The following is a 23,971-nucleotide window of genomic DNA, read 5'->3' as shown; positions in this document are numbered from 1 at the left end:
AGGCACAATGGTGATCATGTCCCCATCGATGACCTTCCAGCCGGTCCTGGAGCGCATCGCCGGTGAGATCGAGCGGACCCCCGGCCGCGGCCGGCCCGCCGACTACATCCCGGCGCTCGCCGCCTGCGACCCGCGCAGCTTCGGCATGGCCGTCGCGGAGCTGGACGGCACGGTGTACGGGGTGGGGGACTGGCGGCAGCCGTTCTCCACGCAGTCCATCACCAAGGTCTTCACCCTCGCCCTCGACCTGGCCCGCGAGGGCGACGAACTGTGGCAGCACGTGGGCCGCGAGCCCTCCGGCAACCCCTTCAACTCCCTTGTCCAGCTGGAGTACGAGAGCGGCATCCCGCGCAACCCGTTCATCAACGCGGGCGCGCTCGTCGTCACCGACCGGCTCCAGACCCGTACCGGAGACGCGGCCGGCGAACTGCTGGCCTTCCTGCGTACGGAGAGCGGCAACCCGTCCCTCGGTTTCGACAAGGAGGTCGCCGCCTCCGAGTCCGCGAACGGCGACCGCAACGCGGCCCTCGCCCACTTCATGAAGTCCTACGGCAACATCGGCAACGAGGTGCCCGTCCTCCTGGACCAGTACTTCCGGCAGTGCTCCATCGAGGCCTCCTGCGCCGACCTCGCCCTCGCGGCCGGTTTCCTGGCCCGGCACGGCAGCCGCGCCGACGGCTCCCGGCTGCTCACCCTCACCCAGGCCAAGCAGGTCAACGCGGTGATGCTGACGTGCGGGACGTACGACGCGGCGGGGGAGTTCGCCTACCGGGTGGGGCTGCCCGGCAAGAGCGGGGTCGGGGGCGGGATCATCGCGATCGTCCCGGGCCGCTGCACAATCGCCGTGTGGAGTCCGGGACTTGACGAGCGGGGGAACTCGGTCGCCGGGGTCGCGGCCCTGGACCGCTTCACGACGCTCACCGGGGTGTCGGTGTTCTGACTGGATCCCCCTGCGCACGGCGAATTCATGGGTGGCTCGGCCCGATCACACGGAGGTCATGCGCAGGCCTCCGCACGGAGAGCGGCACGTCGCTTTCCCGCCATCCGGAGTTGACACGCTTGGCGAGTGTTGGCCATGGCTTTTCCCGTCGATCTCCGCCGCTGTCAGGTACTCGGTCTGGCCGGAACCGCCGTCCTCGCGCTGGGCGGTGAGACGGCCGGGGCGCTCCCGTCCGCCGACCTCTTCTCCCCGGCCTCCGCACAGGCGGCGCTCGGGCTGGTCGGGGTCTACTTCGGTGTCGTCCTGCTGATAGCGGCCTGGCTGCTGCTGGGCAAGCTGATCCGCGCCGACGAACCGCCGACCCCGCGTTCGCTGTTCCTGGTCCTCGCCGTGTGGGCGTCCCCGCTGCTGCTCGCGCCGCCGCTGTTCAGCCGCGACGTGTACAGCTACCTCGCGCAGGGCGCCATGGTCGACGCCCACATGGACGTCTACGCGCACGGCCCCGCCACGCTCGGCGGCCCCCTCGCCGACGAGGTCGCCCCGCTGTGGCAGCACACCGGGGCGCCGTACGGCCCGGTGTTCCTCGCCGTGGCGTCGGGGCTCTCCGGACTGACCCGCGGTGAACTCCCCGCCGGGCTCTTCGGGATGCGGGTCATCGCGCTCCTCGGGGTGGGCCTGATGGCCGCCGCGCTGCCCCGGCTCGCCCGGCACAGCGGCGCCGACCCGGCCGCCGCGCTCTGGCTCGGCGCCCTCAACCCGCTCGTCCTGCTGCACCTCGTCGCGGGCGCCCACAACGACGCGATCATGCTCGGGCTGCTCGGCGTCGGCCTGGTCGCCGCCCTCGGCCGCTGGCCGGTCGTCGGGGCCGTACTCGTCACACTCGCCGCACTCGTCAAGGCACCGGCCGCGCTCGGGCTCGCCGCGGTCGTCCTGCTCCAGATCCGCGCGGGCCACCGCCCGGCCAAGGCCGTCACCACGACCGTCGTCGCGTCCGCGGTCACCACGGTCGCCGCCACGGCCGTCGCGGGCACGGGCTACGGCTGGATAGGCGCCCTCGACACACCCGTCTCGGCGCACAACTGGGCTCTCACCAGCCTCCTCGGCCGCGCCACCGGCGCCCTGCTGGAACACCTCGGCAGCGACCTCGCGCCCTTCGCCGTCCCGGCCTGGCACGCCCTCGGACTCGCGGTCACCGGCGCGGCCATCCTCGCCATATGGTTCCGCCTGGGCCCGAGCCCGGTCTACGCGCTCGGCCTGAGCCTCGCGGTCGTGGCCGCCTTCGGCCCGGCGATCCGCCCCTGGTACGCGCTGTGGGGGCTGTTCCTCATCGCCGCCGCCGCGCCCAGCACCTCCGTACGCCACCGCGTGGCCGCCGTGACGGGCGTCCTCGCGCTCGCGGTCCTGCCCAGCGGCGGCCCCGCCGACGTCGGACAACTCGTGCTGGCCGTCTCCGGCGGCGTCCTCGCGATCGTCGTCCTCTGGCAGGCCCGCCAGGCGGCCGAGGCCCCGGCCCTGGGGCGTACGGCATGAGAGCGCCCACCACCGACCGCGGCCGCCTCCTCCTGGTGCTGGCCCTCGCGGCCGTCGTCACCGTCTTCACCGCGACCGTCCCGCTGCTGCGCGACTGGTTCGACCTGCGCGTCTACTACGGCACCGTCCACACCTGGCTCCACCACGACGGCCGGATCTACGACTACCACGTGCCCGGGACGACATACGGCTTCACCTATCCACCCTTCGCCGCCGTCAGCATGGCTCCGATGGGGTACCTCGGGCTCGGCGCCGCGATCGCCGCCGCGCTCGTCCTCAACCTGACGGCTCTCGCCGTGGTGCTGCGCATCCTGGCCGGGCCCGGGTGGCGGCGGTACGGCTGGTTCGGGTGGGCGCTGGTGGCCTGCGGGCTGGCGCTGTTCGAGCCCTTGCGCGACACCTTCAGCTTCGGGCAGGTGAACCTCCTGCTGCTGGCCCTCGTCCTCGGCGACGGCTGGCTGCTCTCCACCGGCCGGGGCCGCTGGGCAGGCGTCGGCATCGGCCTCGCGGCTGCCGTCAAGCTCACACCGGCCCTGTTCATCGGCCTGTTGCTGCTGGCCAGACGCTGGAAAGCCGCCGCGTTGGCGACGGCCGTGGCGCTCGCAGCGACCGGGCTCGCGGCTCTGGTGGTCCCGGGCGCCTCGAAGTTCTACTGGACCCAGGCGATGTGGGACACCACCCGCGTGGGCCGTCTCGACTACGTGTCCAACCAGTCCCTGCAAGGCGTCCTGGCCCGGCTCGGCGACACGGGCCGACCGCTGTGGGCGACGGCCGTCGTCCTCGTGCTGTGCGTATGGGCGGTGCGGGCGCGCCGCGCGGTCGTCGCGGGGGACTGGACCGCCGCGTTCGCGCTGACCGGGCTGACCGCGTGTCTGATCAGCCCGATCACCTGGGTGCACCATCTCGTGTGGCTGCTGCCGTCCTTCTCCGTGCTGGTCCGCGCCGGGCACGCGCGGATCGCCGGCGCCCTGTACGCGGTGATGTGCACCAGCGTGGTGTGGCTGTGGTTCGACGACTCCTCGGGCATCGACGGCTTCCTCGGCAGCAACACGTACACCTGGATCACCCTCGGCCTGCTGCTGTGGCTGCCGACGGGTCAGGCCCTGGGCGACCGCGCGCCCCTGAACCGCAACGCCAGCACCACCGCACCCGCGCCCAGCACCGCGGCGGCCACGATCGCCGCGGTCTCGGCCCAGCCCGGCCCCTCGTCCGCCACGGCAGCGGCGGCCACCGGCACGGCCGCGGGACCGGGCCTCGGCCTCGCCCGCAACGCGTCCAGCGACCCCACCGGATCGACCCGCCCGGCAGCCGCGAAACCCCAGTCCAACAACTCGCGCGCCTCCTCGTACACGGTGAAGCCACCGCCCGCCTGAGGGTTCATCACCGTGACGACGAGCGACCGCCCGCCCCGCCGCGCCGCCGCGACGAGCGTGTTCCCGGCGTGCGTGGTGTAGCCGTTCTTCACACCGATCAGCCCCGGATACGGCTCGACGCCGTCGTTGCCGGTCAGCAGCCGGTTGGTGTTCTGGATCCCGTACGACGATCCGTCACCCGGGAACTGCGCCTCGGCGGTCGAGCAGTACCGCGCGAAGTCCGCGTTGCGCAGCCCGGCCCGGCCGAACACCGCGAGGTCGAAGGCGGAGGACACCTGGCCGTCGGTGTCGTAGCCGTCCGGCGAGATGACATGCGTGTCGAGGGCGCCCAGTTCGCGTGCCTTGGCCTGCATCCGGGCGGCCGTGGCGTCCCAGCCACCGTTGAGGGAGGCCAGTACGTGCACGGCGTCGTTCCCGGAGTTGAGGAAGACCCCACGCCACAGGTCGGCGACGCGGTAGGTGTGGCCCGCCTCGACCCCGACCAGGCTGCTGCCCTCGCCGATACCGGCCAGGTCCTCCTCTGTGACGCGATGCCGGAGCCCTCCGGGGAGCGTGGGGAGGACGGTCAGGGCGAAGAGGGTTTTCAGGGTGCTGGCGGGTGGGAGTCTGCGGTGGGCGTTGTGGGAGGCCAGGACGTCACCGGTGCGGGTGTCTGCGACCAGCCAGGAGAGGGCGGAGATGTCCGGGAGTTGGGGGGCGCCGGCGTTGGGGTGGACCTGGGTGGTGGGATCCGGCCCGGTGTTGGCTGTCGCCGCGGTGGGGGTGAACGCGAGGATGCCCGTGAGGCAGAGGGCGCAGGTCGACATGGCGATCCGGGGTGAGAATCCGATTGTCATACCGGCCAACGTAGGAACGGAGTCGTTGTCTACGGCGATGGCGGGGCCGGGCGGGGTGAGTGTGCACCCGGATGCGCTAGTGGTTTGGCTGCGGGCCGGTGGGGGCTGAGCGCGGCCACGCGGCGGAGCCGCATATCGATACAGTCCCGCGCCCCTGAAAGGGCAAGCTCGGGTCAGTTGGAAGGCAGCGTCGGCTGGATGCGGCGTACGAACGTCGCGTTGTCCGGGGTCTCTCGCATGCGCTCCAGGAGAGTCTCCGTGGCGCCCTGGCCGTCCCTTGTCTGGAGGGCCCTGCGCAGGCCTCGTACGGCCGTCAACTCGGCCGGTGTGAGCAGGAGTTCCTCGCGGCGGGTGCCGGACGGGGTGATCTCGACGGCCGGGAAGACTCGGCGGGAGGCCAGTTCGCGGCTGAGGCGGAGCTCCATGTTGCCGGTGCTCTTGAGTTCCTCGAAGTAGAAGTCGTCGGCACGGGAGCCGGTCTCGACCAGAGCCGTTGCGAGGATGGTGAGCGAGCCGCCCTCCTCGGCGAGACGTGCGGCGCCGAAGAACTTCTTCGGGCCGATCAGCGCGGTCGCGTCGACACCGCCGCTGAGGGTGCGGCCACCGGAGGCCGCCGCGTTGTTGTGCGCCCGGCAGAGGCGGGTGAGTGAGTCGAGCAGGATCACTACGTCCTCGCCCGCCTCGACGAGCCGCTTGGCCCGCTCGATCACGAGCTCGGCCAGCGCGATGTGCTGCTTGGGGGCCTTGTCGAAGGTGGAGGCGTACACCTCGCCGCGCACGGAGCGCCGCATGTCGGTGACCTCCTCGGGGCGTTCGTCGAGCAGGACCACCATGAGGCGGGCCTCGGGGTGGTTGCCTGCGACGGCCGCCGCGATCTGCTGGAGCAGTACGGTCTTGCCGGTCTTGGGCGGGGCCACGATCAGCCCGCGCTGGCCCTTGCCGACGGGGGCGATGAGGTCGGCGACGCGTCCGGTGAGGCCGGCCGCCGGGTGTTCGAGGTGGAGCCGCTCACGGGGGTGCAGCGGAGTGAGGTCGCGGAAGTGGCGTCGGCCGCGCAGTTCGGCGGGCGTGTGCCCGTTGACGAACGCGACCTCGGTCAGGGCGCGTTGGCCGCCGCGGAGGCCTTCCACGAGGTCGCCCTTGCGCAGGCCGTGACGGCGGATCAGCGCGGGGGAGACCTGGAGGTCGGTGGGCGTGGGCTGGCAGTCCAGCGCCCGCAGGTACCCCTTCCCGTTGCCGTCGATGTCGAGGACACCGGTGGCGGTCTGGGTGCGGGGCTGTTCCTGTACGGGGGGTTCGAGTGTGGTGGTCATGATGGGAGGTCCTTTCAAGGACGGGTGCATGTGTCATGCGGAAGGAAGGGGGAGAAGCCGCGGAGGGAGGGCGCATGGGCGCTCCTCGGGGCGGCGGGAACATCACCTCGGGTGCGGCGGAAAAACGCTGGTCACGAGGTGGTGTGGAGAAGCCGCTGTGCCGGTCGGAAATCGACGGGCTGTGCGGCGGAAGAGAAGTGGATCCGGCACCGGCGCCCAGAACGGGGCGTACACAAGTGCTGACCGCACCGTAGCACACCCGGTGCGGTTCTGGATGTGAGGTGCGCCTCAGCGGCTGGCCAGCAGGCCGTACAGGAGGGGGATCCGCGGCTCTGGCAGTCGCCACCAGCCGGTCGGGGTCCGGACCATCTGCGGCCAGCGCGGCCACGGCAGTTCGTCGCTCTCGCGAAGGCGCCGGATGTTCAGTCCCGCCGTCGTCAACGCGTTGATGACCTCGTCTATTCCGTGCATCCACTCGTAGCTGTCGGTCGCGTCCGCCACGGCCGGACCGTCGGTGTACGTGAACGTCGCGTCCCGGTGCACCGGACCGCCGCCGCCCAGGTAGTCGTGGCGCAGCAGCAGTTCTGGTCCCTCGCCCGGACTCGGCTTCGGGCCCAGGGAGTTGAGCAGGGGGTGGAACTCGACGATGTACAACAGGCCGCCCGGGCGCAGGAGTTGGGCGATCACGTCCGCCCAGCGCGGTAGATCGGGTAGGTAGCACAGGGCGCCCTTGCCGGTGTACACGATGTCGAACCGCCGTTGCCCCAGGGCCTCCACGGCGTCGTACACGTTCGCCTGTACGTAGTCGACGTCCAGGCCCGCCTTCGCCGCGATGCCGGTCGCCGCCGTCACGGACGCCTCGGAGAAGTCCAGGCCGGTGGCCCGCGCCCCGCGCTGTGCGAACGCGAGGGTCTCCGTGCCGAGGTGGCACTGGAGGTGCAGCACGTCCCGGCCGGCCAGGTCGCCGAGGTCGTCCCACTCGAAGGGGGCGAACCAGCGGGCCGGGTCCGGGTCGCCGTCGAGGCCGTAGAACCGGCTGGCGAGGTGGACGGGGGTGCGGGCGTCCCAGTTCGCCTGGTTGGCGCGCATCAGCCGTGCGGGGTCGTCGGTGCTCATGGGGGCATCCTGCCGTGAAGCCGCGCGGAGTTCCCGGCTTCCCGCCTCATACCAGCCATACGAACCCCCGATGGCCCTTCGTCGACCCATTTCTTGTTCTCCTCAATGGCCGTACCTACGCTGCCACCACCGCACCACGGCGGCACGGGACAAGGGACTTGGCAATCATGGGTCGACTGGCCGGGAAAATCGCTTTCATCAGTGGGACGGGGGCAGGAATAGGGCGGGCCGCGGCGCTGATATTCGCGGCGGAAGGTGCCGAGGTCTTCGGTTGCGACATTGATCGGGACAGTGCGGCCGAGACCGTGGAACTCGTCGAAAAGGCCGGCGGAATCATGCGGTCCCTCGCCCCCGTGGATCTGTCCACCCAGGACGGCGCCCGGGAGTGGATCGAGGCCGGGATCGCGTCCTTCGGCGGGATCGACATCCTGTACAACAACGCCTCCGCGCTGCGGAACGGCCCGTTCGAGACGATGCCCGCCGAGGACTGGTACTTCACCATCAGGAACGAGCTGGACATCCCCTACTTCTGTACCCAGGCCGCCTGGCCGCACCTGATCGCGCGGGGTGGCGGGGCCGTTCTCAACGTCGCCTCCGTGGCCGCCGTACGCGGTGCGCCGTTCATGCCGATGGTGCCCCACGGGGCCGCCAAGGGCGGGGTGTTGGCGATGAGCCTGCACCTGTGCGCGGCCGGCGCCCCCCACCGCATCCGGGTCAACACCATCGCGCCGGGCATGACCCGCACCTCCGCCACCGCACCCTTCCTCGACGATCCGGACGGCCCCAAGGCCCAGTTGGAGGCCCGTATCCCGGTCGGGCGGGTGGGGCAGCCCGAGGACATCGCACGGGCCGCCGCCTTCCTCTGCTCCGACGAGGCGGCCTTCGTCAACGGCGCCAACCTCATGGTCGACGGCGGCGACAGCGCGATGGCGGGCTGAGCCGCCGTGAGCACCCGACTCGACCACGTGGGCGTCAACGTACGCGATCTGACCGCCCAAACCGCTTGGTACCAGGGCGCGTTCGGCCTCAAGACCGTCTTCGAGTTCCACCTCGAAGGGCCCGGTCTGAGAGGTGTCGTACTGGAGCATCCGCGGGGCTGGCGCATCGAGTTGCTCGCCAGGCCCGGTTCCGCCCCCGGCCTGCGCGCGCCGGACCCGATGACCGCCGTACTCACCGAGGGATACGGGCACTTCGCGGTCACCACCCCCGAACTCGATCCCGTCCACGGCGCGTTGGTCGCCCATGGAGCGGGCGAGGTCATGGCACCCGGGCCGTCCCCCGAACCCGGAGTGCGGATGGCCTGGGTCAGTGACCCCGAGGGAAATCTCATCGAACTCATAGAGAAAAACACAGAGTGAGGGCACGCACGATGACGGATTCGACCTCCTTGAAAAGACTGGACCCCGGAACGCTCATAGCGTGCTGTCTCGCGGTCGCGGCGGCACAGTTGTGCATTACCGTTCCCTCGCCCATCAACGGAGAAATTCAGGCCGCATTCGGTGCGTCGGGTTCCCAAGTAGCCTGGGTCACCTCGGCCTTCATTCTCCCCACCGCGATTCTGGAACTGAATTTCGGCGTGGTGGGCGATCTCTTCGGCCGCAAGCGGCTGTTGGTGCTCGGCGGGCTCGTGCTGGCGCTCGGTGAACTGCTCAACGCCACCTCGCAGAACATCACCATGATGTGGACCGGGCAGGCCCTGGCCGGCATCGGCGCCGCCGCGCTCTTCCCCAGCTCCCTCGCGGTCATCGCGGCGGCCACACCCGACGGCAAGGACCGGGCGAAAGCCGTCTCCACCTGGGCACTGTCGATCTCCCTCGCCTCAGCCCTCGGCCCGCTGTCCTCCGGGATCCTCGCCACGGTCGCCGACTTCCGCTGGGCGTTCGTGCCGCCGGTCGTCCTCGGTCTGATCGTCGCGGTCACCTCCTGGAAGCTCGTCGTCGACTCGAAGGCGCCCGAGGGCCGCGCGCTGGACTGGCCGGGGCAGATCACCATCGCCGTCGGTCTGACCGCCCTGCTCTGGGGCATCATCGAGGGCGGCGACCGCGGCTGGGGCAGCGCGGCGATCGTGGGCTCACTGACCCTGGCGGCCGTCGCGCTCGTCGGGTTCGTCGTCGCGGAGACCCGCGCGGCCTCCCCGATGTTCAACCTCGGCCTGCTGAAGATCCCCTCGTTCGCGGCGGCGGCCGTCGTCGCGCTGGCCGGCATGTTCGGCTTCATCGGCACCGCCTACTGCGTCTCGATCCGCCTCGGCGCCGTGATGCATCTGAGCCCCCTGCGGGCCGGAATGCCCTTCGTGATCCTCCAGTTGATCCCGCTGCTGCTGGCACCGGTGCTCAGCCGGATGCTCACGAGGATCGACGCCCGCTGGCTCCTGATGGGCGGCCTGCTGCCCATGGCCGCCGGACAGTTCTGGATCGCCGCGCTGCCCATCACCACCACCTCCCTCGCGGCCTTCATCGGCCCGGTGCTGCTCCTCGGCGTCGGCTTCATCTGCGTGGTGTCCTCGCTGACCTCCGCCGCCGTGAACGCCGTACCGATCAACATGACCGGCATGGCCAGCGGCGCGACCAGCCTGGTCCGCGAGTTCGGCCAGGGGCTCGGGCCGGCCGTCATCAGCACCATCGCGATGAGCGCCGCGTCCTCCGCCCTCGTCGGCAAGCTCAGCGGGGCCGACGCGGGCATGGAGAAGGCGGCCGGACCCCTCGCCGTCGTCAACGCGGGCAGCGCCTCGGCCAAGGCCGCCGCGCAGACCGCCCTCGGCCACGGCATGGCCCTCGGCGTGGTGATCTGCGGCTGCGCCTCGCTGCTGGGCGCGGTGGTCACCCTGCTGCTGGTGCGCAAGAACACCGAGCGTGCCGTCGTGGGCGCGGGGGATCCGTCGGTGCAGGCGGCGACCGCGTAGCAGGTACGTCGTGGAGGAGGCCGGGGCCCGGTGGCCCCGGCCTCCTCGCGTTTCCCGCAGGAGCTTCCCGGGGGAGCTTCCTCAAGAAGTTTTCCGAAGAGGGTGTCGATCGGGCTCGGGTGCGTTCGTCGGTGGGGTGTAGGAAGCTCATGAGGACCAGGAGGATCCATGAAATACATGCTGCTCGTGTGTGGCGACGACACCGCCGACGCCTCCGGGATGGCACCCGTAGAGCCCTGGGTGGAGGAGCTCGGCGACCGCGACGTACGACTGCACGGGCACCGGCTCGCGCTGCCCGCCGAGGCCGTCACCGTGCGGGTGCGCGGCGGGGAGGTACTGCGCACCGACGGGCCGTTCGCGGAGACCAAGGAGTACGTCGCCGGATTCGACATCCTGCAGTGCGACACCCTGGAGGAGGCGGTCGAGGCCGCCGCCAAGCACCCCGTGGCCACCGTCGGCGCCATGGAGGTGCGCCCCTTCTGGCCGATGGACGGCGAGGAGGACGGCGAGACGGAGATCCGCGCGCTCGACGCCGAACGGCCGGGGACCACCGCCTTCCGCGAGGCCGTGGAGGACGTCCTCGGGGACGTGACCGGGCCCTTGACCCGCGAGGTGCTGGAGTTTCACGTGCACGTCGACGAGTCCATCGCCTTCGGGCACGCCCTCGTCCGGCTGCTCGGCACCCGCGCCGACGGCCGACCGCTGGACGACGTACTGCGCGTGACCACCGGCTACCGCAACGCCGGCCTGCGCTGGCAGATCATCCACGAGCACATCTCACCCGCCACCGAGAAGCCCGGGGAGTAGCCATGAAGTACGCCCTGCTCATCTGCACCCCCGTCGACGGCGAGGAACTCGGCCCCGCCGAGATCGCCGACGACCCCCGCTTCACCTCCTACATCGACGAGGTCCGTGGCCGCGACCTGATGCGCGGCGGAGCACGCCTACGGCCCTCCACGGACGCCACCACCGTCCGGGTCCAGGGCGATGAAGTCCTGCTCAGCGACGGGCCGTTCGTCGAGTCCAAGGAGTACGTGGCCGGCATCGACATCATCGAGGTCGCGGATCTGGACGAGGCGATCTCGCTCGCCTCCCGGCACCCCGCCGCGCTGGCCGGCGGCTCGGTCGAGGTGCGGCCGGTCTGGGAGTGAGCGTGCCGGACGTCGAGGAGGCGGTCGCCGCCGCCTTCCGCGAGGAGTGGGGCCAGGTCGTCGCCACCCTGATCCGGGTGACCGGCGACTGGGACCTCGCCGAGGAGTGCGCGCAGGACGCCTTCGCCCAGGCACTCGACCGGTGGCGGCGCGACGGAGTCCCGCGCCGCCCCGGCGCCTGGTTGACCACGACCGCCCGCAACCGCGCCCTCGACGTCCTGCGCCGGGAGGCGGTCGGAGCGGCGAAACTGCGGGAGGTCGCGGTGCTGGGGCGGGACGAAGGGCCGTACGACCCGGAGTACGACGGTGACGACAGCGGTGTCGAGGACGACCGGCTGCGGCTGCTCTTCACGTGCTGCCACCCCGCGCTGCCCATCGAGGCCCGGGTCGCGCTCACCCTGCGCACGCTCGCGGGCCTGACCACCCCCGAGATCGCCCGCGCCTTCCTCGTCCCCGAGGCGACCATGGCGCAACGGCTGGTGCGCGCCAAGAAGAAGATCCGCAACGCCGGTGTCCCGTACCGGGTACCGCCCGCGCATCTGCTGCCCGAGCGGACGACGGGTGTCCTCGGGGTGGTGTACCTCCTCTTCAACGAGGGCTACGCGGCCACGTCCGGCGCCGACCTGGTCCGCACGAACCTGTGCGCGGAGGCGATCCGGCTGGCCCGCGTCCTGGCCCGTCTGATGCCGGACGAGCCCGAAGTGCTGGGCCTGCTGGCCCTGTTGCTGCTGCACGACGCCCGCCGCGACACACGCGTGGACGCGGCGGGCGAGCTGGTGACACTGGAGGACCAGGACCGTACGGCATGGGACCGGGCCGAGATCGACGAAGGCGCCGCGCTCCTGGAGACCACGCTCCGCCGGCGCCGCCCAGGGCCGTACCAGATCCAGGCCGCCATCGCCGCCTGCCACACCACCGCACCCACCGCCGAGGAGACCGACTGGGCCGATATCGCCGCCCTGTACGGCGAGTTGGAGCGCTTCGTGCCCTCCGCGGTGGTGCGCCTGAACCGGGCGGTCGCCGTGGGCATGACCGAACACCCGGACGCGGGGCTGGAGTTGGTGGCAGGGCTGGAACGGTCGGGCGAACTGGCCGACTATCACCTGCTGCCCGCGACCCGCGCCGATCTGCTGCGCCGTGACGGCCGTACGGCGGAGGCGGCCGAAGCGTACGGGCGGGCGCTGGAGTTGGTGGAGAACGACGCGGAACGACGCTTCCTGGAACGGCGGTTGAGGTCCCTGACTAGCCCCGGTTCGTGAGGGTGCCCAGATCGACCCCGTGGGCCTCGGCGTCGGCGGTCACGATCCGGGTCGCCAGGCGTGACAGCCGTGTGCGGTCGGCCTCGGACAGCGGCGCGGCGCAGCTCTCGATCCGCTCCGCGAACCGCGCGGCGACCTGAGTCGCCAGCTCGCGGCCCGCATGGGTGATCGACACCTGGAACGAGCGGCGGTCGACGGCACTGACCGTGCGCGTGACCAGGCCCCGGCGCTGCGCGCGGTCGACGAGGCCGGTGATCGAGGACTTGTCGAGGCCGAGGTGCCGACCGAGCTGGTTCATCGTCGGTTCCCGGTCCCGCAGGATCCCGAGCAGCCGCGTCTGGGTGAGCGACAGGTCGTACTCCCCGGCGATCTCGGCCAGCGCGCTCTGCATCAGGAACGACAACTGGGCGAGGGCGTCGACCAGGCCGAGGTCCTCGGGCGGCGAGGTCGGCGAGGGCTGCACGTCGTGCGATGAGGTCATGTCCCGGATTCTACTTGCAAAGGTACGCGGCACCTACTAATTTAATTGGTGCGACGTACTTTCTGTGCCACGTACTTTCTGCGTCGCGTACTTCAGTGCCGCGCACCAAAACCGAGGAGAACTCTCATGGACGTCCATGCCGCCGTGGTCCACTCGTTCGACGCCCCGCCCCGCTACGAGCCGTTCGACCTGCCCGCCCCCACCGACGAGGACCAGGAGCTGATCGACGTCCTCGCCGTGGGGCTGCACCCCCGCGTGCGCACCGGCGCGTCGGGCAGTCACTACACCAGCACCGGGAAGCTGCCGATGGTCCCCGGTGTCGACGGCGTCGGCCGGCGCGAGGACGGTCGCCTGGTGTACTTCGTCGCCGACGACGGACTGGCCGGCTCGATGGCCACCCGGACCGTCATCGACTGCCGCCGCAGCATCCCGCTCCCCGACGGCGCGGACGCCGTGAAGATCGCCGCCGCGATGAACCCCGCCATGTCGTCCTGGGTGGCCCTGCGCCGCCGCGTCCCGATCGAGGCCGGGCAGTCGGTGCTGATCCTCGGCGCCACCGGCAACGCCGGACAGATGGCCGTCCAGGTCGCCAAGCGGCTCGGCGCCGGACGGGTCGTCGGCGCCGGGCGTGACCGGGCCCGGCTCGCGGCCCTGCCCGGAATCGGCGCGGACGCGACCGTCGCACTCACCGACGACGCCGACGCCACCGCGGCCGATCTGGCCAAGGAAGCCGCCGAAGTCGACCTGGTCATCGACTACTTGTGGGGCAAGCCGGCCAGTGACGCGATCATGGCGCTGCTGCGGGCCCGCACCGACCGCAGCCGCGCCCTGGACTGGATCCAGATCGGCTCCATGGCCGGCCCGACCATCGAACTCCCTTCAGCGGCACTGCGTTCGGCGAACTTCCGGCTCCAGGGCAACGGCCAGGGCGCTGTGTCGACCAGGGCCTACCTGGAGCAACTCCCGTCCCTGGTCGCCGAGATCGAGAGCGGCGGCATCGCGGTCACCGCCGCTCCGGTGCCCCTCGCCGATGTCGAGAGCGCCTGGAACGCGCCCGAGGTTCCCGGCGTACGGACCGTCCTGGTGTCCTGAGGCGGCCCTGCCGTCGTCACGAGGCGTCGAGCGCGTTCGTGATCGCCTTCACCCCGCCGTGCGCCGCGTACCCGCCGTCGACCGTGATCTCCGCGCCGTTGACGTACGACGCCTCGTCCGACAGCAGATAGACGACCAGCGGCGCCACCTCGTCGACCGTGCCCGCCCGGCCCTGCGGGGTCAACGACAGATGGGCCTGCACGAACACCGGGTTCGCTGTCGCCATCAACGGGGTCTCGATGTAGCCGGGATGGATCACGTTCGTACGGATGCCGCGCGGCGCCAGCTCCAGCGCGGTCACCTTCGACAGGCCGCGCAGCGCCCACTTGCTCGTGGTGTACGCGACCGCGTGATGCGCGGTGAGACCCGCGACCGAGCCGACGTTCACGATCGACGAACCGGCCGGCATCAGCGGGGCGAGCGCCTGGATGCCGAGCAGCGCGCCCGTGGTGTTGACCGCGAACGCCCTGTTCCAGTCGGCGAGTTGGACGTCACCGAGCCGGGCACGCATGGCAATCCCCGCGTTGTTCACGAGACCGTGCACGACGTCGAGCCCGGCCGCGAGGTCGGCCCAGTCGCCCTCCGACGACACGTCCAGGTGCCGATAGCGCACGTCCAGCCCCTCGGCGCCCAGCGACGCGGCGAGCTTCTCGCCCGCCTCGTCCAGGACGTCGGTCGCGACCACCGTCGCCCCCTCCCGGGCCGCGGCCGCCACCTCGGCGGCCCCCTGGCCCTGCGCGGCCCCGGTGACGACGACGGTACGACCGGCCAGACGCGTGCGGCTCACGGTTCCTCCAGGGGGTGCGGGCTGTCTCCCGTCCACGCTAGGAAGCCGGGGTCAGCTCCGGAAACGCACGATCGGCATGGGTGGCATCCGCGCCGTCGATCTCGTCGGCGATCGCGCGCACCACCGGGTCGTCCAGCGACGCGCCCACCTTGCGGACCGTCTCCCGCAGCCAGCGGTGCGCCGGATCCGCGTGCCGGTTGTGGTGCCAGTACATGGCCTCCACCAGCGGTACGTCCGGGAAGGGCGTCGGTACGACGGCGCAGCGCGCGAAGCCCTCGTAGCGCCGGGCGAGCCGCTCGGGGACCACGGCGACCAGGTCGGTGCCGCCCACCAGGAACGGCAGCACATTGAAGCCGGGCGTGCTGACCTGCACCCGGGGGGTGATGCCGAGGGTCTCCAACTGCCGGTCGGCGGGGGTGAGTTTGCCGATGACGCAGGCCGCGTGCGGCATCTCGGCGAGGTCGCGCAGCGAGAGCCGCCCGTCCACCAGGCGCGGGTTGTCCGGGTCGACGAGACACACGAACCGGTCGTGCATCACCGTCTCGCTGACCCCCGGCAACTGGTAGCCGAGCGGCACGATCATCAGGTCGTGGCAGCGCAGATGCGTCTCCGTCTCCAACTGCCCCATGACGATCGGGTGGAAGTCGATCCGGATACCGGGTGCCTCCTGCGCGAGGGCCCGCAGCAGCGGTTCCATGAACACCGTCATGACGTAGTCGGACATCACCACAGAGAACCGCTGCCGACTGCGCGACGGATCGAAGTGCCTGGTCAGCGACAGCGCCTCCTCCGCCTTGTGCAGGGAGGACCGGACGACCGGAAGCAGCCGCTCCGCAAGCGGGGTCAGCTCGTACTCGCGGCCCACCCGCACCAGCAGCTCGTCGTTGAAGTGCCGCCGCAGCCGGGCCAGGGAGCCGCTCATCGCGGACTGGCTGGTGGACAGCCGCACCCCCGCGTGGGTGACGTTCTTCTCCTCCAGGAGGGCTTCCAGAGCCACCAGAAGATTCAGGTCGATTGCTCCCAGACCCATGCGTGTGTCCTTCCGGCCGCGTCGTTGAAGCTCGGTGAAACCGGAGCGTAACGACCGCCTTCCCCGCGAGGAAGAGGCCGGGAGGGAAGTCACAGGGATCCGATAGCTGCCATCGGATCCCTGGATGTCTGCAGGTCGGAAGGGTCCGCGGTCGGATCTACGGCCGCGGGGTCCGGCCGCGCTTGCGGGCACGCGGAAGGTATACGTCCGTACGGCCGGGCACCACGCGGTTGGAGAGGGTGCCGAGGCGCTCCACCGCGAGGGTCACCTCGTCGCCCGGCCGGAGCGGCGGCGGGGTGCGCTCGCCGACCCGGCCCCAGAACTCGGCCAGAGCGCCCCAGCCGCAGGTGCCCGAGCCGAGGATGTCCCCGGGGCGCACCCAGGCGTCCCGGGAGGCGTAGGCGATCATCTCCTCGAAGGTCCAGGAGACGTTGGCGAGGGTGTCGCGGCCGATCAGCTCCCCGTTGAGGGTGACGGTCATCTCCAGGTCCAGGAATCCGTCCGGGTCGCGCCGGTCCTCGACCTCGTCGGCGGTGACCAGACAGGGACCCAGCGTGTTCGCGAAGTCCTTGCCCTTGGAGAAGCCGAGGCCGAGGTTCTTCTCCGGCTTCTGAAGATCCCGCGCCGACCAGTCGTTGAAGATCAGGTAGCCGACGATGTGCTCGCGCGCCCGCTCCGGCGTGAGATCACGCCCGGCGCGGCCGATGACCACCCCGACCTCCAACTCGAAGTCGAGCACCGAACAGCCCGCCGGGACCGGCACGTTGTCGTGCGCGCCGTACGCCGCGTGCGGGTTGGTGAAGTAGAAGTTGGGCGCCCGGTACCACTCCTCGGGCACGTGCTCAAGACCGTCCAGGGACTTCGAGACCCCCTCGATGTGCGCCTCGAAACCGACGAAGTCCCGGATGGACGGCGGCTTCAGCGGTGGCAGCAGCCGTACCTGATCCACCGTCAAGTCGCTTGCCCGGCGCAGTGCTTCGGTGCCGGCCGCGTGCAGCACTTCCTGCTCCAGCAGGGTCAGTACGGTGACGCCCTCGGGCAGTGGGTGGACGGTCCCGTCCCGGACGACCCCGGCGCGCTCCACGCCCTCGTACTCGTATGTCGCGAAACGCATCGCTCACTGCTCCCAGTGGTTGGTGTTGGTGACGGTCCCCGCGCTCAGATGGCCGGCGAAGAGCCCCTTGGGGTCACGTGCGGCCCGGATCTCCCGCAGCCGCCGCCACTGCTCGTCGCCCATGAACCTCAACTGCCGCACGGTGAAGTCGGAGTCGCCGAGGTACTGGCCGGCCGTGACCGGCTGCATGTCCGCCATCGCGCTGTCCAGCCAGGTGCGCAGCTCCGTGTCCCGCGCAGGGTCGTCATGGATGACGTACGTGGCGCAGTAGATCTCCGACTGCAACGAGAAGGCCATGTCGGAGAGTTGGCGCAGCGGGGCCATGGAGAACCAGATGGTGAAGGTCTGCCGGGTGGGCTGCTCGGTGAACGCCTTGCGGATCGCCGGTACGACGTCCTCGGCCGAGCCGGTCAGCCAGGCGTTGTCGACCAGGTAGCGGTGGCCCTCGGGATTGGCGGTGCGCTGACCCGCCAACTGCTCCGCCAGCGTGGTCTGTTGGGCCTCCACGCGGAACAGGGCCCGGTCCGCGTACGGGTTGGCGTGCAACGGCGCCAGCGCCTCGGCGGCCTCCTCTGCGGTGTCGGTCATCGACACGCCCGTGACCAGCAGCACCGGCTCGTCCAGGTCGGGCGGTGTCTGGGTGAGCGCGACGATCTCCACCAGGTCCGACACCGTGTGGTGCATGCCGTGCAACCAGGTCATGACCTCGTCGAACAGGTCGAGCGGATACGCGTGCACGGTGTGACCGAGGTACTTCGGCAGCGGGCGGGTGCGGAGGTGGAAGCGGGTGACGATGCCGAAGAAACCGGGTCCCGCGCCGCGCGCCGCCCAGAACAGGTCGCTGTGATGGGTCTCGTCGGCGCGCACCAACTCGCCCTCGGCGGTGACGACGTCGATCGCCACGATGTTCTCCGCCGCCCAGCCCCAGCCCCGCGCGTTCCAGCCCTGCCCGCCCTGGAGCAGGAACCCGCCGATGCCGACGGAGGGACAGTGCCCGCCGTTGAAGAAACGGCCGAACTCCCCGAGATACGGGTTGAGTTCGTCGCCGCCCTTGACGCTGGGCGTCGCCGTCACAATCGCGGTCCCCGGGTCGTACGCCATCTCGCGGAAGCTCCCGAGGTCGATCAGCAGCGCGTCCTGGCGCACCGACCAGGCGGCCCAACTGTGCCCGCCGGAACGGACGGCGACCTGCCAGCCGCGTTCCAGCGCGAGTCGCACCCCCTCCACCACGTCCTGCTCCGACTCGGCCATCAGGACAGCCGCCGGTGAACGGTCGTGCGGGAGGCGGGCGTTGAAGACCCGCCCGAAGCAGGCCTCCTCGAAGTCCTCGTCATCGGGGAGATGGAGGGTGCCGGAGAATCGGTTGAGGTTCAAAGGCTGCCTCACTTGATCGCGATCGGGTTGACGGGGGCGCCCACCGCGCCGGTGACCGGCAGCGGCGCGGCGACCAGCAGGAACTCGTAGACACCGTCGGCCGCGCAGTCCTCGGCCAGGGCCTCCAGGTCCCACATCTCGCCCAGCGGGAGGCCCATGTTGGGGATCGCTATCTGGTGCAGCGGGGACATCGCGGGCTGCGGGAACTCGTAGGGCCGTACCTCAAGTCCCCAGGTGTCGGAGGCGATCGCCGCGATCTCCGTACGGTGCAGCCAGCCGAGGGTGGTGAAGGAGAGGCCGGGCGCGTCACCGGCCGCGTAACCGCCCCAGGCGCCGAGCCGTCGTACGCGGCCGAGTTGCCCGGTGCGGATCAGTACGAGGTCGCCGCGCCGGACCGAGCTCGTCGCACCCTGCGCCTCGATCGTGGCCCGCAGATGCTCCTCCAAGATCGGGAAACCGTCCGGGAGTTCACCGTGCTCGTCACCGACCGCACGTCCTACGTCGAGGAGGACCCCGCGGCTCGTGAAGGCCTCCTTCATGTGCTCGATGCCGGTGACCGAGTCGCCGTCGCCGTTGACGATGGTGCACGGACGGCCGTTCCACGCCTGCTTGTTGTCGTAGATGTGGCCCAGACCGTCCCACTGCGTGGAGGCCTGCAAGGGCATCACGACGTGGTCGTCGGCGCCGCCGAAGCCGTGCGGGAAACCCTGGGTGCCGGCCGCCGCGTCGGAGCCGGTGTCCTTCATGTAGTGCACCGGGTTGATCCGGCCGCGGAAACCGCGCTGCGGGCCGGACTCGTTGAACTCCTGGGCGAGCGAGAAGGCCCGCCCGCGCCGCACCAGGCCCACCGCGTGGGCGCGGATCGCGTCGTCGATGAAGTTCAGCGTGCCGAGCACGTCGTCCTCACCCCAGCGGCCCCAGTTGCGGTAGGCGGAACGGGCCTTGGCGAGTTCCTCCTCGATCGGCCCGAGGGCACCGGCGGTCATCGCGTACGTCCTTTCAGCAGCAGGTCGAGGGCGTTGCCCCCGGCGACGGCGGCCCGGTCGGCCGGGGTCAGCCCGGCCGCGTCGAGGCGGCCCACCGGGTCGTCGACACCCATGTCGAAGGGGTGGTCCGTGCCGAGGACGACCCGGTCCGCGCCCACCTCCTCGACGAGATGGCGCAGCGCGCCCGGGGTGTACACCAGCGCGTCGAACCACATCCGCCGCAGATAGCTGCTGGGCAACTCGGCGCAGCCGCGCGCGTCCTGGCGTACCTGCCAGGCATGGTCCGAACGGCCGATGTACGTCGGCAGATAGCCGCCGCCGTGCGCCGCCACCAGCTTCAGGCGCGGGAAGCGGTCGAGGACACCGGTGAAGATGAGATGCGAGAGGGCGACGGTCGTCTCGACGGGCTGCCCGACCGTGTTTCCCAGGTAGTCGGTGGCCAGCCGCTCACCGAGGGAGCAGCCCCAGGGGTGGATGAACACCACCACGCCCAGTTCCTCGGCCCGCTGCCACACCACGTCGTGTGCGGGGTCGGCCAGTTCGCGGCCGTCGACCGTCGTGGAGACGCTGATGCCGTACAGGCCATGGTCGTTGACCGCCTGGTCGAGCAACGCGACTGCAAGGTCCGGGTGTTGGAGCGGGGCGGTGCCCAGGCCGTACAGCCGGTCGGGTGCGGCGGCACAGTGCGCGGCGACGGACGCGTTGACCGTGCGGGCGAGGTGGATCGCGAGGTCGGGGTCCGCCCAGTAGTGGTGCATCGGCATCGGGCCGACCACCTGGATGTCGACACCCATGGCGTCCAGGTCCGTGAGGCGGGTGGTGACGTCCGTCAACCGGGGTGCCAGCCGCTGGAGTTGGGCGCGGTTGACGGCCAGGGACGCGGGGGAGTGGGCGCGCTGCTCGGCCGCGAGTTCGGCGGCGAGACCCGGGGTGCCCGCGACCAGGGCGTCGGCGGTGGGGACGGCGAGGTGGCCGTGGAAGTCGACCACGGGCGAGCCGGTCATGCGGCGGCCGTCAGGTGGTCGAGCGTCTCGGACATGATGCGGGCCGGGTCGGCGCCCGGTGTGCCGGGGTGGATCTCCCAGTCGGCGAGCTGGAGGGAGTTCTCCAGAACCATCCGGACCCGGGGCAGCCGCCGGTTCATGAAGCGGTCCAGGGCCTTCTCGGTCGGTTCGTCCGCCGTCACCACCTCCGCGAGCAGCACCGCGTCCTCCATGCACATCGCGGCGCCCTGTGCGATCAGCGGCGGACAGGCGTGGGCCGCGTCGCCGATGACCATCGCGCGGCCCCGGTGCCAGGGTTCGTCGACGAGGATCGCCTCGATCCAGCGGTAGTCGACCGGCGTGTCGTCGGGCAGCGAGGCGAGGATCCTGCCCCAGGTGCCGCCGTACCCGGCGCCGCGCTCCCGCAGCAGGGCGAGCGGGGCCCGCGGGCCGATGAGCGAGGTGTCGAGGTTCTCGTCGAGGAGGTAGGCGTAGCACTGGTCGGGGGAGATCGGGCTGTAGCCGGCCTTGAAACGGGGGCCGCCGTAGTACACCTCGGCGCAGTCCATCTCGGCCGGGCGGTCGGCGACGACCCGGAAGATCGACATGCCGACCGGACGGGGCTTCGCGTCGATGCCGATCAGGGCGCGCATCGCCGAGTTGATGCCGTCGGCTCCCACGACGAGGTCGTAGCGGCCGGTCGAACCGTCCGTGAAGGCCACGTCCACGTGATCGGGTGAGCGGTCGAGCCGGTCCACGCTCAGCCCGAGGCGCACCCGCACCCCGTGCGCACGCACCGCGTCGCACAGCGCGTCCTGCAGATCCGAGCGCAACGCGCCCGCCGTGGACGGCAGTTCGGGCCCGCCGGTGTGCGGGGTGTCCAACTCGGTGATCAGCCCGCCGTCGGCGCGGCGCAGCCGCATGACGTCGAAGGGCACCGCCCGGGCCAGTACCCGATCCAGCACACCCACCGAGCGCAGCGCCTTCAGCGCGTTGCCCTGAACGGTGATGCCATGGCCCACACCGAACCACTGCGGAGAGATCTCGACGAGCTCCACCTCGACGCCCCGCTGGGCGAGCGCGAGACACAGCACGCTTCCGGTGATGCCGCCGCCGACGACGAGCACCTTTTGTACGGGCATGGGCGATCCTTGCGAACGTAGACAGAAGTGGGGGTCAGCCCGAGAAGCGGGCGCCGAGCTCGTGGAAGTGCTCGACGGCCGGCGGCTCGGCGAAGAACGGTCCGACCAGGGCCCGCCAGCGCCCGAAGGCCTCGGACTCCCGGAAACCGACCGTGTGCGCCTCGACGGACTCCCAGCCGACCAGCAGCAGGAAGGTCGCCGGCCGCTCCGCACCGCGCAGCAGCTCGGCCCAGCGGAACCCGGCGGCCTCGGCCAGCACCTCACGGGCCTTGCCGAACACCTCCGCGAACTCCCGCTCACGCCCCGCCTCGACGGTCAGCTCGGCATGCTCGACTATCACGTTCTTCTCCTCGGGAAAGTGGGTGCTCCGAGCCTGCGTGGGCGGCCGACACAGGGTCAACGGATCGAGGCATCGCCAAGGGGGACGCCATGCATCCCGTACGGCGATGGAGCCGCAGCTGAGCGGCCGACGGGCCCGCCGCGCGGGGAGCCGCACCACGACACGGTGGGCCGGGCGGGCCGGTGATGGCAGGCATCGCGGATCGCCATTTCCGCCGGGTCCCCGGGCTGCCTAGCGTCGAGGGCGAGCCCCCACCCGTACGAGGAGAGCGCCGTGCCCGATCCACTGCCCACCCATGCCGGACCTTTCGCGCTCGGCACGTTCGCCTCCGGTGAGACGGGCTTTCCCGGCCTGGTCACCGGCGACCGCGTGCGCGACCTCTCCGACCTCGTGCCGTCCGTCCGCGCGCTCGTCGAGGACTGGGAGGACTGGCTGCCCCGGCTGGCCGACCTCGCCGGATCCTCCGACGGCACCTGGCACGACCTGGCCGCACTGCGCGTCCTGACCCCGATCGAGCCCGGCCAGATCCTGCAGAGCGGCGCCAACTACCGCAAGCACGTGGTCGATCTGGTCGCCGCCGAGAAGGAGAGCGTGCACGGCGCCACCCCCGAAGAGGCTCGCGCCGACGCTGAGTCGATGATGGACGAACGCGCCCGCAACGGGGTGCCGTACGTCTTCCTCGGCTCCCCGCGCGCGATCAGCGGCCCCTACGACGACATCGTGCTCCCCGCGCTCGGCGAACAGCACGACTGGGAACTCGAACTCGCCCTGGTCATCGGGAAGTCGGGCAAGAACATTCCGGCCGAGGACGCGATGGGCCACGTCGCCGGATACACGATCTCCAACGACCTCACCACCCGCGACCGCCTCTACCGGCCCGACCTCAAGGCCATCGGCACCGACTGGTTCACCGCAAAGAACGCCGACACCTTCCTGCCCACCGGACCCTTCCTGGTTCCGGCGGCCTTCGTCGGCGACCCCGGCGACCTGCGGATCACCTTGCGCCACAACGGAGTTGTCCGCCAGGACGAGTCGACGAAAGACATGATCTTCGACATCCCACGGCTCATCGCGTACGTCTCCACGACCACCACCCTGCGCCCCGGCGATCTGCTGCTCACCGGCTCCCCGGCCGGCAACGGCGCGCACTGGGGCGTCTTCCTGAAGCCCGGCGACGTCGTCGAGTCCGAGATCACCGGCCTGGGCCACCAGCGCAACACCGTCAGGAGCGGACAGTGACCTTCCAGCCCATCACCCATCTGCGCCATGTCGACCTGGCCGTACCGGACTTCACCCGCCAGCGCGCCTTCTACGGCACCACCTGGGGCCTGACCGAGGTCGCGGGCGACAGCGGAGTCGCCTTCTTCGCCGCCGAGGGCAGCCCCGAGCAGTACATCGTCCGCATCCGAGAGGACGAACGGAAGCGGATGGACCTCGTCGCCTTCGGGGCCGTATCGCCGCAGGCGGTGGATGAGCTGCATGGGCGGCTCGGGCGTGTGGGCGTCCAACTGCTCAGTGAACCGGGCGCGTTGGACACACCGGGCGGCGGCTACGGCTTCCGGTTCTTCGACCCGGACGGGCGGGTCGTCGAGGTCTCCGCCGATGTCGCCACCCGCACCCACCGGAAGATCGAGGAGCGCGAGGCGATCCCGGTCCGGCTCTCGCACTGTGTCGTCAACTCCCAGAACCCGGAAGGGCTGCGGGACTTCTACGTCCAGCACCTCGGGTTCCGGCTCACCGACACCCTGTACTCGACGCACATGGGCGACCTCATGTACTTCCTGCGGTGCAGCCCGCTCCACCACTCGTTCGCGATCGCCCGGGGACCCCATGTCTCCCTGCATCACGCCTCGTTCGAGATGCGCGGGGTCGAGGAGTACATGCGCGGCACCGGGCGGGCGCTGCGCGCCGGGACCAGGCTCACCTGGGGACCCGGCCGGCATCTCGCCGGTGACAACACCTTCTCCTACTTCCACGACCCGCACGGCAACACCGTCGAGTACACGACCGAACTCGCCGTCCTCGAAGAGGACTTGTGGCACCCGGGCCGCCATGACGTCGACGACCCGATCACCCAGGACCAGTGGGGCACCGCCGACCCGATGAGCGAGTCGGTCGCCAAGGAGCAGTTCAACGACCCCGACGTGCTCTTCGAAGCACCGCCGGTCTGACATCCCGCCGGCACTCCCTCTGTCGCCAACCACCCGCAGAAAGGCCGCAGT

General features: G+C 71.0%; 23 protein-coding genes and 1 pseudogene. 12 read left to right on the top strand and 12 right to left on the bottom strand.

Going from position 1 to position 23,971, the window contains the following annotated elements; genetic code table 11:
• The first annotated feature begins 7 nt into the window (after nucleotides 1-7).
• The 3 genes from ACIRRY_RS12440 to ACIRRY_RS12430 all read left to right on the top strand — a co-directional run bounded on the left by ACIRRY_RS12440 (nucleotide 8) and on the right by ACIRRY_RS12430 (nucleotide 3,843).
• Nucleotides 8-940, top strand: a complete 933-nt coding sequence (locus ACIRRY_RS12440; protein ID WP_403971276.1) for a glutaminase — start codon at nucleotides 8-10, stop codon at nucleotides 938-940.
• 135 nt (nucleotides 941-1,075) lie between these two features.
• A complete protein-coding gene (gene mptB, locus ACIRRY_RS12435) occupies nucleotides 1,076-2,470 on the top strand; it encodes a polyprenol phosphomannose-dependent alpha 1,6 mannosyltransferase MptB (RefSeq protein ID WP_403971274.1) in 1,395 nt (464 codons plus the stop codon).
• Nucleotides 2,467-3,843, top strand: a complete 1,377-nt coding sequence (locus tag ACIRRY_RS12430) for a glycosyltransferase 87 family protein (protein WP_403971272.1) — start codon at nucleotides 2,467-2,469, stop codon at nucleotides 3,841-3,843. Before mptB ends, ACIRRY_RS12430 begins: the two co-directional genes overlap by 4 nt.
• A 59-nt stretch (nucleotides 3,844-3,902) precedes the next feature.
• On the opposite strand, the pseudogene ACIRRY_RS12425 reads toward ACIRRY_RS12430, so the two are convergent.
• The 3 genes and pseudogenes from ACIRRY_RS12425 to ACIRRY_RS12415 form a co-directional block, all read right to left on the bottom strand.
• A pseudogene (locus ACIRRY_RS12425) lies at nucleotides 3,903-4,649 on the bottom strand (D-alanyl-D-alanine carboxypeptidase family protein); the annotation flags it as partial.
• Between the two features lie 203 nt (nucleotides 4,650-4,852).
• Nucleotides 4,853-5,992, bottom strand: coding sequence for a transcription termination factor Rho (rho, locus tag ACIRRY_RS12420; RefSeq protein WP_403971270.1), 1,140 nt, complete (start codon nucleotides 5,990-5,992; stop codon nucleotides 4,853-4,855).
• A gap of 288 nt (nucleotides 5,993-6,280) precedes the next feature.
• Complete coding sequence (locus ACIRRY_RS12415) at nucleotides 6,281-7,108, bottom strand: class I SAM-dependent methyltransferase (RefSeq protein ID WP_403971268.1); 828 nt, start codon at nucleotides 7,106-7,108, stop codon at nucleotides 6,281-6,283.
• Nucleotides 7,109-7,275: 167 nt separating this feature from the next.
• On the opposite strand from ACIRRY_RS12415, the gene ACIRRY_RS12410 reads away from it, so the two are divergent.
• The 6 genes from ACIRRY_RS12410 (at nucleotide 7,276) to ACIRRY_RS12385 (ending at nucleotide 12,420) form a co-directional block, all read left to right on the top strand.
• Entirely contained in the window at nucleotides 7,276-8,046 is a 771-nt protein-coding gene (locus ACIRRY_RS12410; RefSeq protein ID WP_403971266.1) for an SDR family NAD(P)-dependent oxidoreductase, read from the top strand.
• A gap of 6 nt (nucleotides 8,047-8,052) precedes the next feature.
• Nucleotides 8,053-8,466 (top strand): VOC family protein, encoded by a 414-nt coding sequence (locus ACIRRY_RS12405; protein WP_403971264.1) that lies wholly within the window; start codon nucleotides 8,053-8,055, stop codon nucleotides 8,464-8,466.
• Between the two features lie 11 nt (nucleotides 8,467-8,477).
• The gene (locus ACIRRY_RS12400; RefSeq protein WP_403971262.1) at nucleotides 8,478-10,010 is read left to right on the top strand and encodes an MFS transporter; all 1,533 of its coding nucleotides are present in this window, start codon (nucleotides 8,478-8,480) and stop codon (nucleotides 10,008-10,010) included.
• A 168-nt stretch (nucleotides 10,011-10,178) separates the two neighbouring features.
• Nucleotides 10,179-10,817 carry a YciI family protein gene (locus ACIRRY_RS12395; RefSeq protein WP_403971260.1) on the top strand — a complete coding sequence of 213 codons (639 nt, stop codon included), beginning with the start codon at nucleotides 10,179-10,181 and terminating at the stop codon, nucleotides 10,815-10,817.
• A 2-nt stretch (nucleotides 10,818-10,819) separates the two neighbouring features.
• Complete coding sequence (locus tag ACIRRY_RS12390) at nucleotides 10,820-11,161, top strand: YciI family protein (RefSeq protein ID WP_403971258.1); 342 nt, start codon at nucleotides 10,820-10,822, stop codon at nucleotides 11,159-11,161.
• Nucleotides 11,158-12,420, top strand: coding sequence for an RNA polymerase sigma factor (locus ACIRRY_RS12385; RefSeq protein ID WP_403971256.1), 1,263 nt, complete (start codon nucleotides 11,158-11,160; stop codon nucleotides 12,418-12,420). Before ACIRRY_RS12390 ends, ACIRRY_RS12385 begins: the two co-directional genes overlap by 4 nt.
• Here ACIRRY_RS12385 and ACIRRY_RS12380 read toward each other — a convergent pair.
• Nucleotides 12,404-12,901 carry a MarR family winged helix-turn-helix transcriptional regulator gene (locus ACIRRY_RS12380; protein ID WP_403971254.1) on the bottom strand — a complete coding sequence of 166 codons (498 nt, stop codon included), beginning with the start codon at nucleotides 12,899-12,901 and terminating at the stop codon, nucleotides 12,404-12,406. The genes ACIRRY_RS12385 and ACIRRY_RS12380 overlap by 17 nt on opposite strands.
• Nucleotides 12,902-13,027: 126 nt before the next feature.
• Between ACIRRY_RS12380 and ACIRRY_RS12375 the strand changes: the two genes are divergently transcribed.
• Entirely contained in the window at nucleotides 13,028-13,993 is a 966-nt protein-coding gene (locus ACIRRY_RS12375) for a zinc-binding dehydrogenase (RefSeq protein WP_403971252.1), read from the top strand.
• Between the two features lie 16 nt (nucleotides 13,994-14,009).
• On the opposite strand, the gene ACIRRY_RS12370 is transcribed toward ACIRRY_RS12375, so the two are convergent.
• From ACIRRY_RS12370 to ACIRRY_RS12335, 8 genes are all read right to left on the bottom strand, one after another.
• Nucleotides 14,010-14,780 (bottom strand): SDR family NAD(P)-dependent oxidoreductase, encoded by a 771-nt coding sequence (locus tag ACIRRY_RS12370; RefSeq protein ID WP_403971250.1) that lies wholly within the window; start codon nucleotides 14,778-14,780, stop codon nucleotides 14,010-14,012.
• 37 nt (nucleotides 14,781-14,817) lie between these two features.
• Complete coding sequence (locus ACIRRY_RS12365; RefSeq protein WP_403971248.1) at nucleotides 14,818-15,810, bottom strand: LysR family transcriptional regulator; 993 nt, start codon at nucleotides 15,808-15,810, stop codon at nucleotides 14,818-14,820.
• A 157-nt stretch (nucleotides 15,811-15,967) separates the two neighbouring features.
• A complete protein-coding gene (locus ACIRRY_RS12360; RefSeq protein WP_403971246.1) occupies nucleotides 15,968-16,924 on the bottom strand; it encodes a fumarylacetoacetate hydrolase family protein in 957 nt (318 codons plus the stop codon).
• A 3-nt stretch (nucleotides 16,925-16,927) separates the two neighbouring features.
• On the bottom strand, nucleotides 16,928-18,298 hold the full coding sequence (locus tag ACIRRY_RS12355; protein WP_403971244.1) for an FAD-binding oxidoreductase: 1,371 nt from the start codon (nucleotides 18,296-18,298) through the stop codon (nucleotides 16,928-16,930).
• Between the two features lie 8 nt (nucleotides 18,299-18,306).
• Nucleotides 18,307-19,284: a cyclase family protein gene (locus ACIRRY_RS12350; protein ID WP_403971242.1), complete on the bottom strand. Its 978-nt coding sequence runs from the start codon at nucleotides 19,282-19,284 to the stop codon at nucleotides 18,307-18,309.
• A complete protein-coding gene (locus ACIRRY_RS12345; RefSeq protein ID WP_403971240.1) occupies nucleotides 19,281-20,288 on the bottom strand; it encodes an amidohydrolase family protein in 1,008 nt (335 codons plus the stop codon). Before ACIRRY_RS12345 ends, ACIRRY_RS12350 begins: the two co-directional genes overlap by 4 nt.
• On the bottom strand, nucleotides 20,285-21,409 hold the full coding sequence (locus ACIRRY_RS12340; RefSeq protein ID WP_403971238.1) for an FAD-dependent monooxygenase: 1,125 nt from the start codon (nucleotides 21,407-21,409) through the stop codon (nucleotides 20,285-20,287). The genes ACIRRY_RS12345 and ACIRRY_RS12340 overlap by 4 nt, the downstream gene beginning before the upstream one ends.
• A gap of 34 nt (nucleotides 21,410-21,443) precedes the next feature.
• Nucleotides 21,444-21,749, bottom strand: a complete 306-nt coding sequence (locus ACIRRY_RS12335; protein ID WP_403971236.1) for an antibiotic biosynthesis monooxygenase family protein — start codon at nucleotides 21,747-21,749, stop codon at nucleotides 21,444-21,446.
• Between the two features lie 273 nt (nucleotides 21,750-22,022).
• Between ACIRRY_RS12335 and ACIRRY_RS12330 the strand changes: the two genes are divergently transcribed.
• Together ACIRRY_RS12330 and ACIRRY_RS12325 are read left to right on the top strand one after the other, a co-directional pair.
• Nucleotides 22,023-22,988 (top strand): fumarylacetoacetate hydrolase family protein, encoded by a 966-nt coding sequence (locus ACIRRY_RS12330; protein WP_403971234.1) that lies wholly within the window; start codon nucleotides 22,023-22,025, stop codon nucleotides 22,986-22,988.
• The gene (locus tag ACIRRY_RS12325) at nucleotides 22,985-23,920 is read left to right on the top strand and encodes a VOC family protein (RefSeq protein ID WP_403971232.1); all 936 of its coding nucleotides are present in this window, start codon (nucleotides 22,985-22,987) and stop codon (nucleotides 23,918-23,920) included. The genes ACIRRY_RS12330 and ACIRRY_RS12325 overlap by 4 nt, the downstream gene beginning before the upstream one ends.
• Nucleotides 23,921-23,971 lie beyond the last annotated feature (51 nt).

This window comes from Streptomyces sp. NPDC101776 (assembly GCF_044766845.1).
Taxonomy (GTDB): domain Bacteria; phylum Actinomycetota; class Actinomycetes; order Streptomycetales; family Streptomycetaceae; genus Streptomyces.
This window is presented reverse-complemented; position numbering and strand designations above follow the sequence as displayed.

Bases quoted from the DNA above. Each gene is read 5' to 3' on its own strand.
- ACIRRY_RS12440 (WP_403971276.1), top strand. From the start codon at position 8: ATGGTGATCATGTCCCCATCGATGACCTTCCAGCCGGTCCTGGAGCGC.
- mptB (WP_403971274.1), top strand. From the start codon at position 1,076: ATGGCTTTTCCCGTCGATCTCCGCCGCTGTCAGGTACTCGGTCTGGCC.
- ACIRRY_RS12430 (WP_403971272.1), top strand. From the start codon at position 2,467: ATGAGAGCGCCCACCACCGACCGCGGCCGCCTCCTCCTGGTGCTGGCC.
- rho (WP_403971270.1), bottom strand. From the start codon at position 5,992: ATGACCACCACACTCGAACCCCCCGTACAGGAACAGCCCCGCACCCAG.
- ACIRRY_RS12415 (WP_403971268.1), bottom strand. From the start codon at position 7,108: ATGAGCACCGACGACCCCGCACGGCTGATGCGCGCCAACCAGGCGAAC.
- ACIRRY_RS12410 (WP_403971266.1), top strand. From the start codon at position 7,276: ATGGGTCGACTGGCCGGGAAAATCGCTTTCATCAGTGGGACGGGGGCA.
- ACIRRY_RS12400 (WP_403971262.1), top strand. From the start codon at position 8,478: ATGACGGATTCGACCTCCTTGAAAAGACTGGACCCCGGAACGCTCATA.
- ACIRRY_RS12395 (WP_403971260.1), top strand. From the start codon at position 10,179: ATGAAATACATGCTGCTCGTGTGTGGCGACGACACCGCCGACGCCTCC.
- ACIRRY_RS12390 (WP_403971258.1), top strand. From the start codon at position 10,820: ATGAAGTACGCCCTGCTCATCTGCACCCCCGTCGACGGCGAGGAACTC.
- ACIRRY_RS12380 (WP_403971254.1), bottom strand. From the start codon at position 12,901: ATGACCTCATCGCACGACGTGCAGCCCTCGCCGACCTCGCCGCCCGAG.
- ACIRRY_RS12375 (WP_403971252.1), top strand. From the start codon at position 13,028: ATGGACGTCCATGCCGCCGTGGTCCACTCGTTCGACGCCCCGCCCCGC.
- ACIRRY_RS12365 (WP_403971248.1), bottom strand. From the start codon at position 15,810: ATGGGTCTGGGAGCAATCGACCTGAATCTTCTGGTGGCTCTGGAAGCC.
- ACIRRY_RS12360 (WP_403971246.1), bottom strand. From the start codon at position 16,924: ATGCGTTTCGCGACATACGAGTACGAGGGCGTGGAGCGCGCCGGGGTC.
- ACIRRY_RS12350 (WP_403971242.1), bottom strand. From the start codon at position 19,284: ATGACCGCCGGTGCCCTCGGGCCGATCGAGGAGGAACTCGCCAAGGCC.
- ACIRRY_RS12345 (WP_403971240.1), bottom strand. From the start codon at position 20,288: ATGACCGGCTCGCCCGTGGTCGACTTCCACGGCCACCTCGCCGTCCCC.
- ACIRRY_RS12340 (WP_403971238.1), bottom strand. From the start codon at position 21,409: ATGCCCGTACAAAAGGTGCTCGTCGTCGGCGGCGGCATCACCGGAAGC.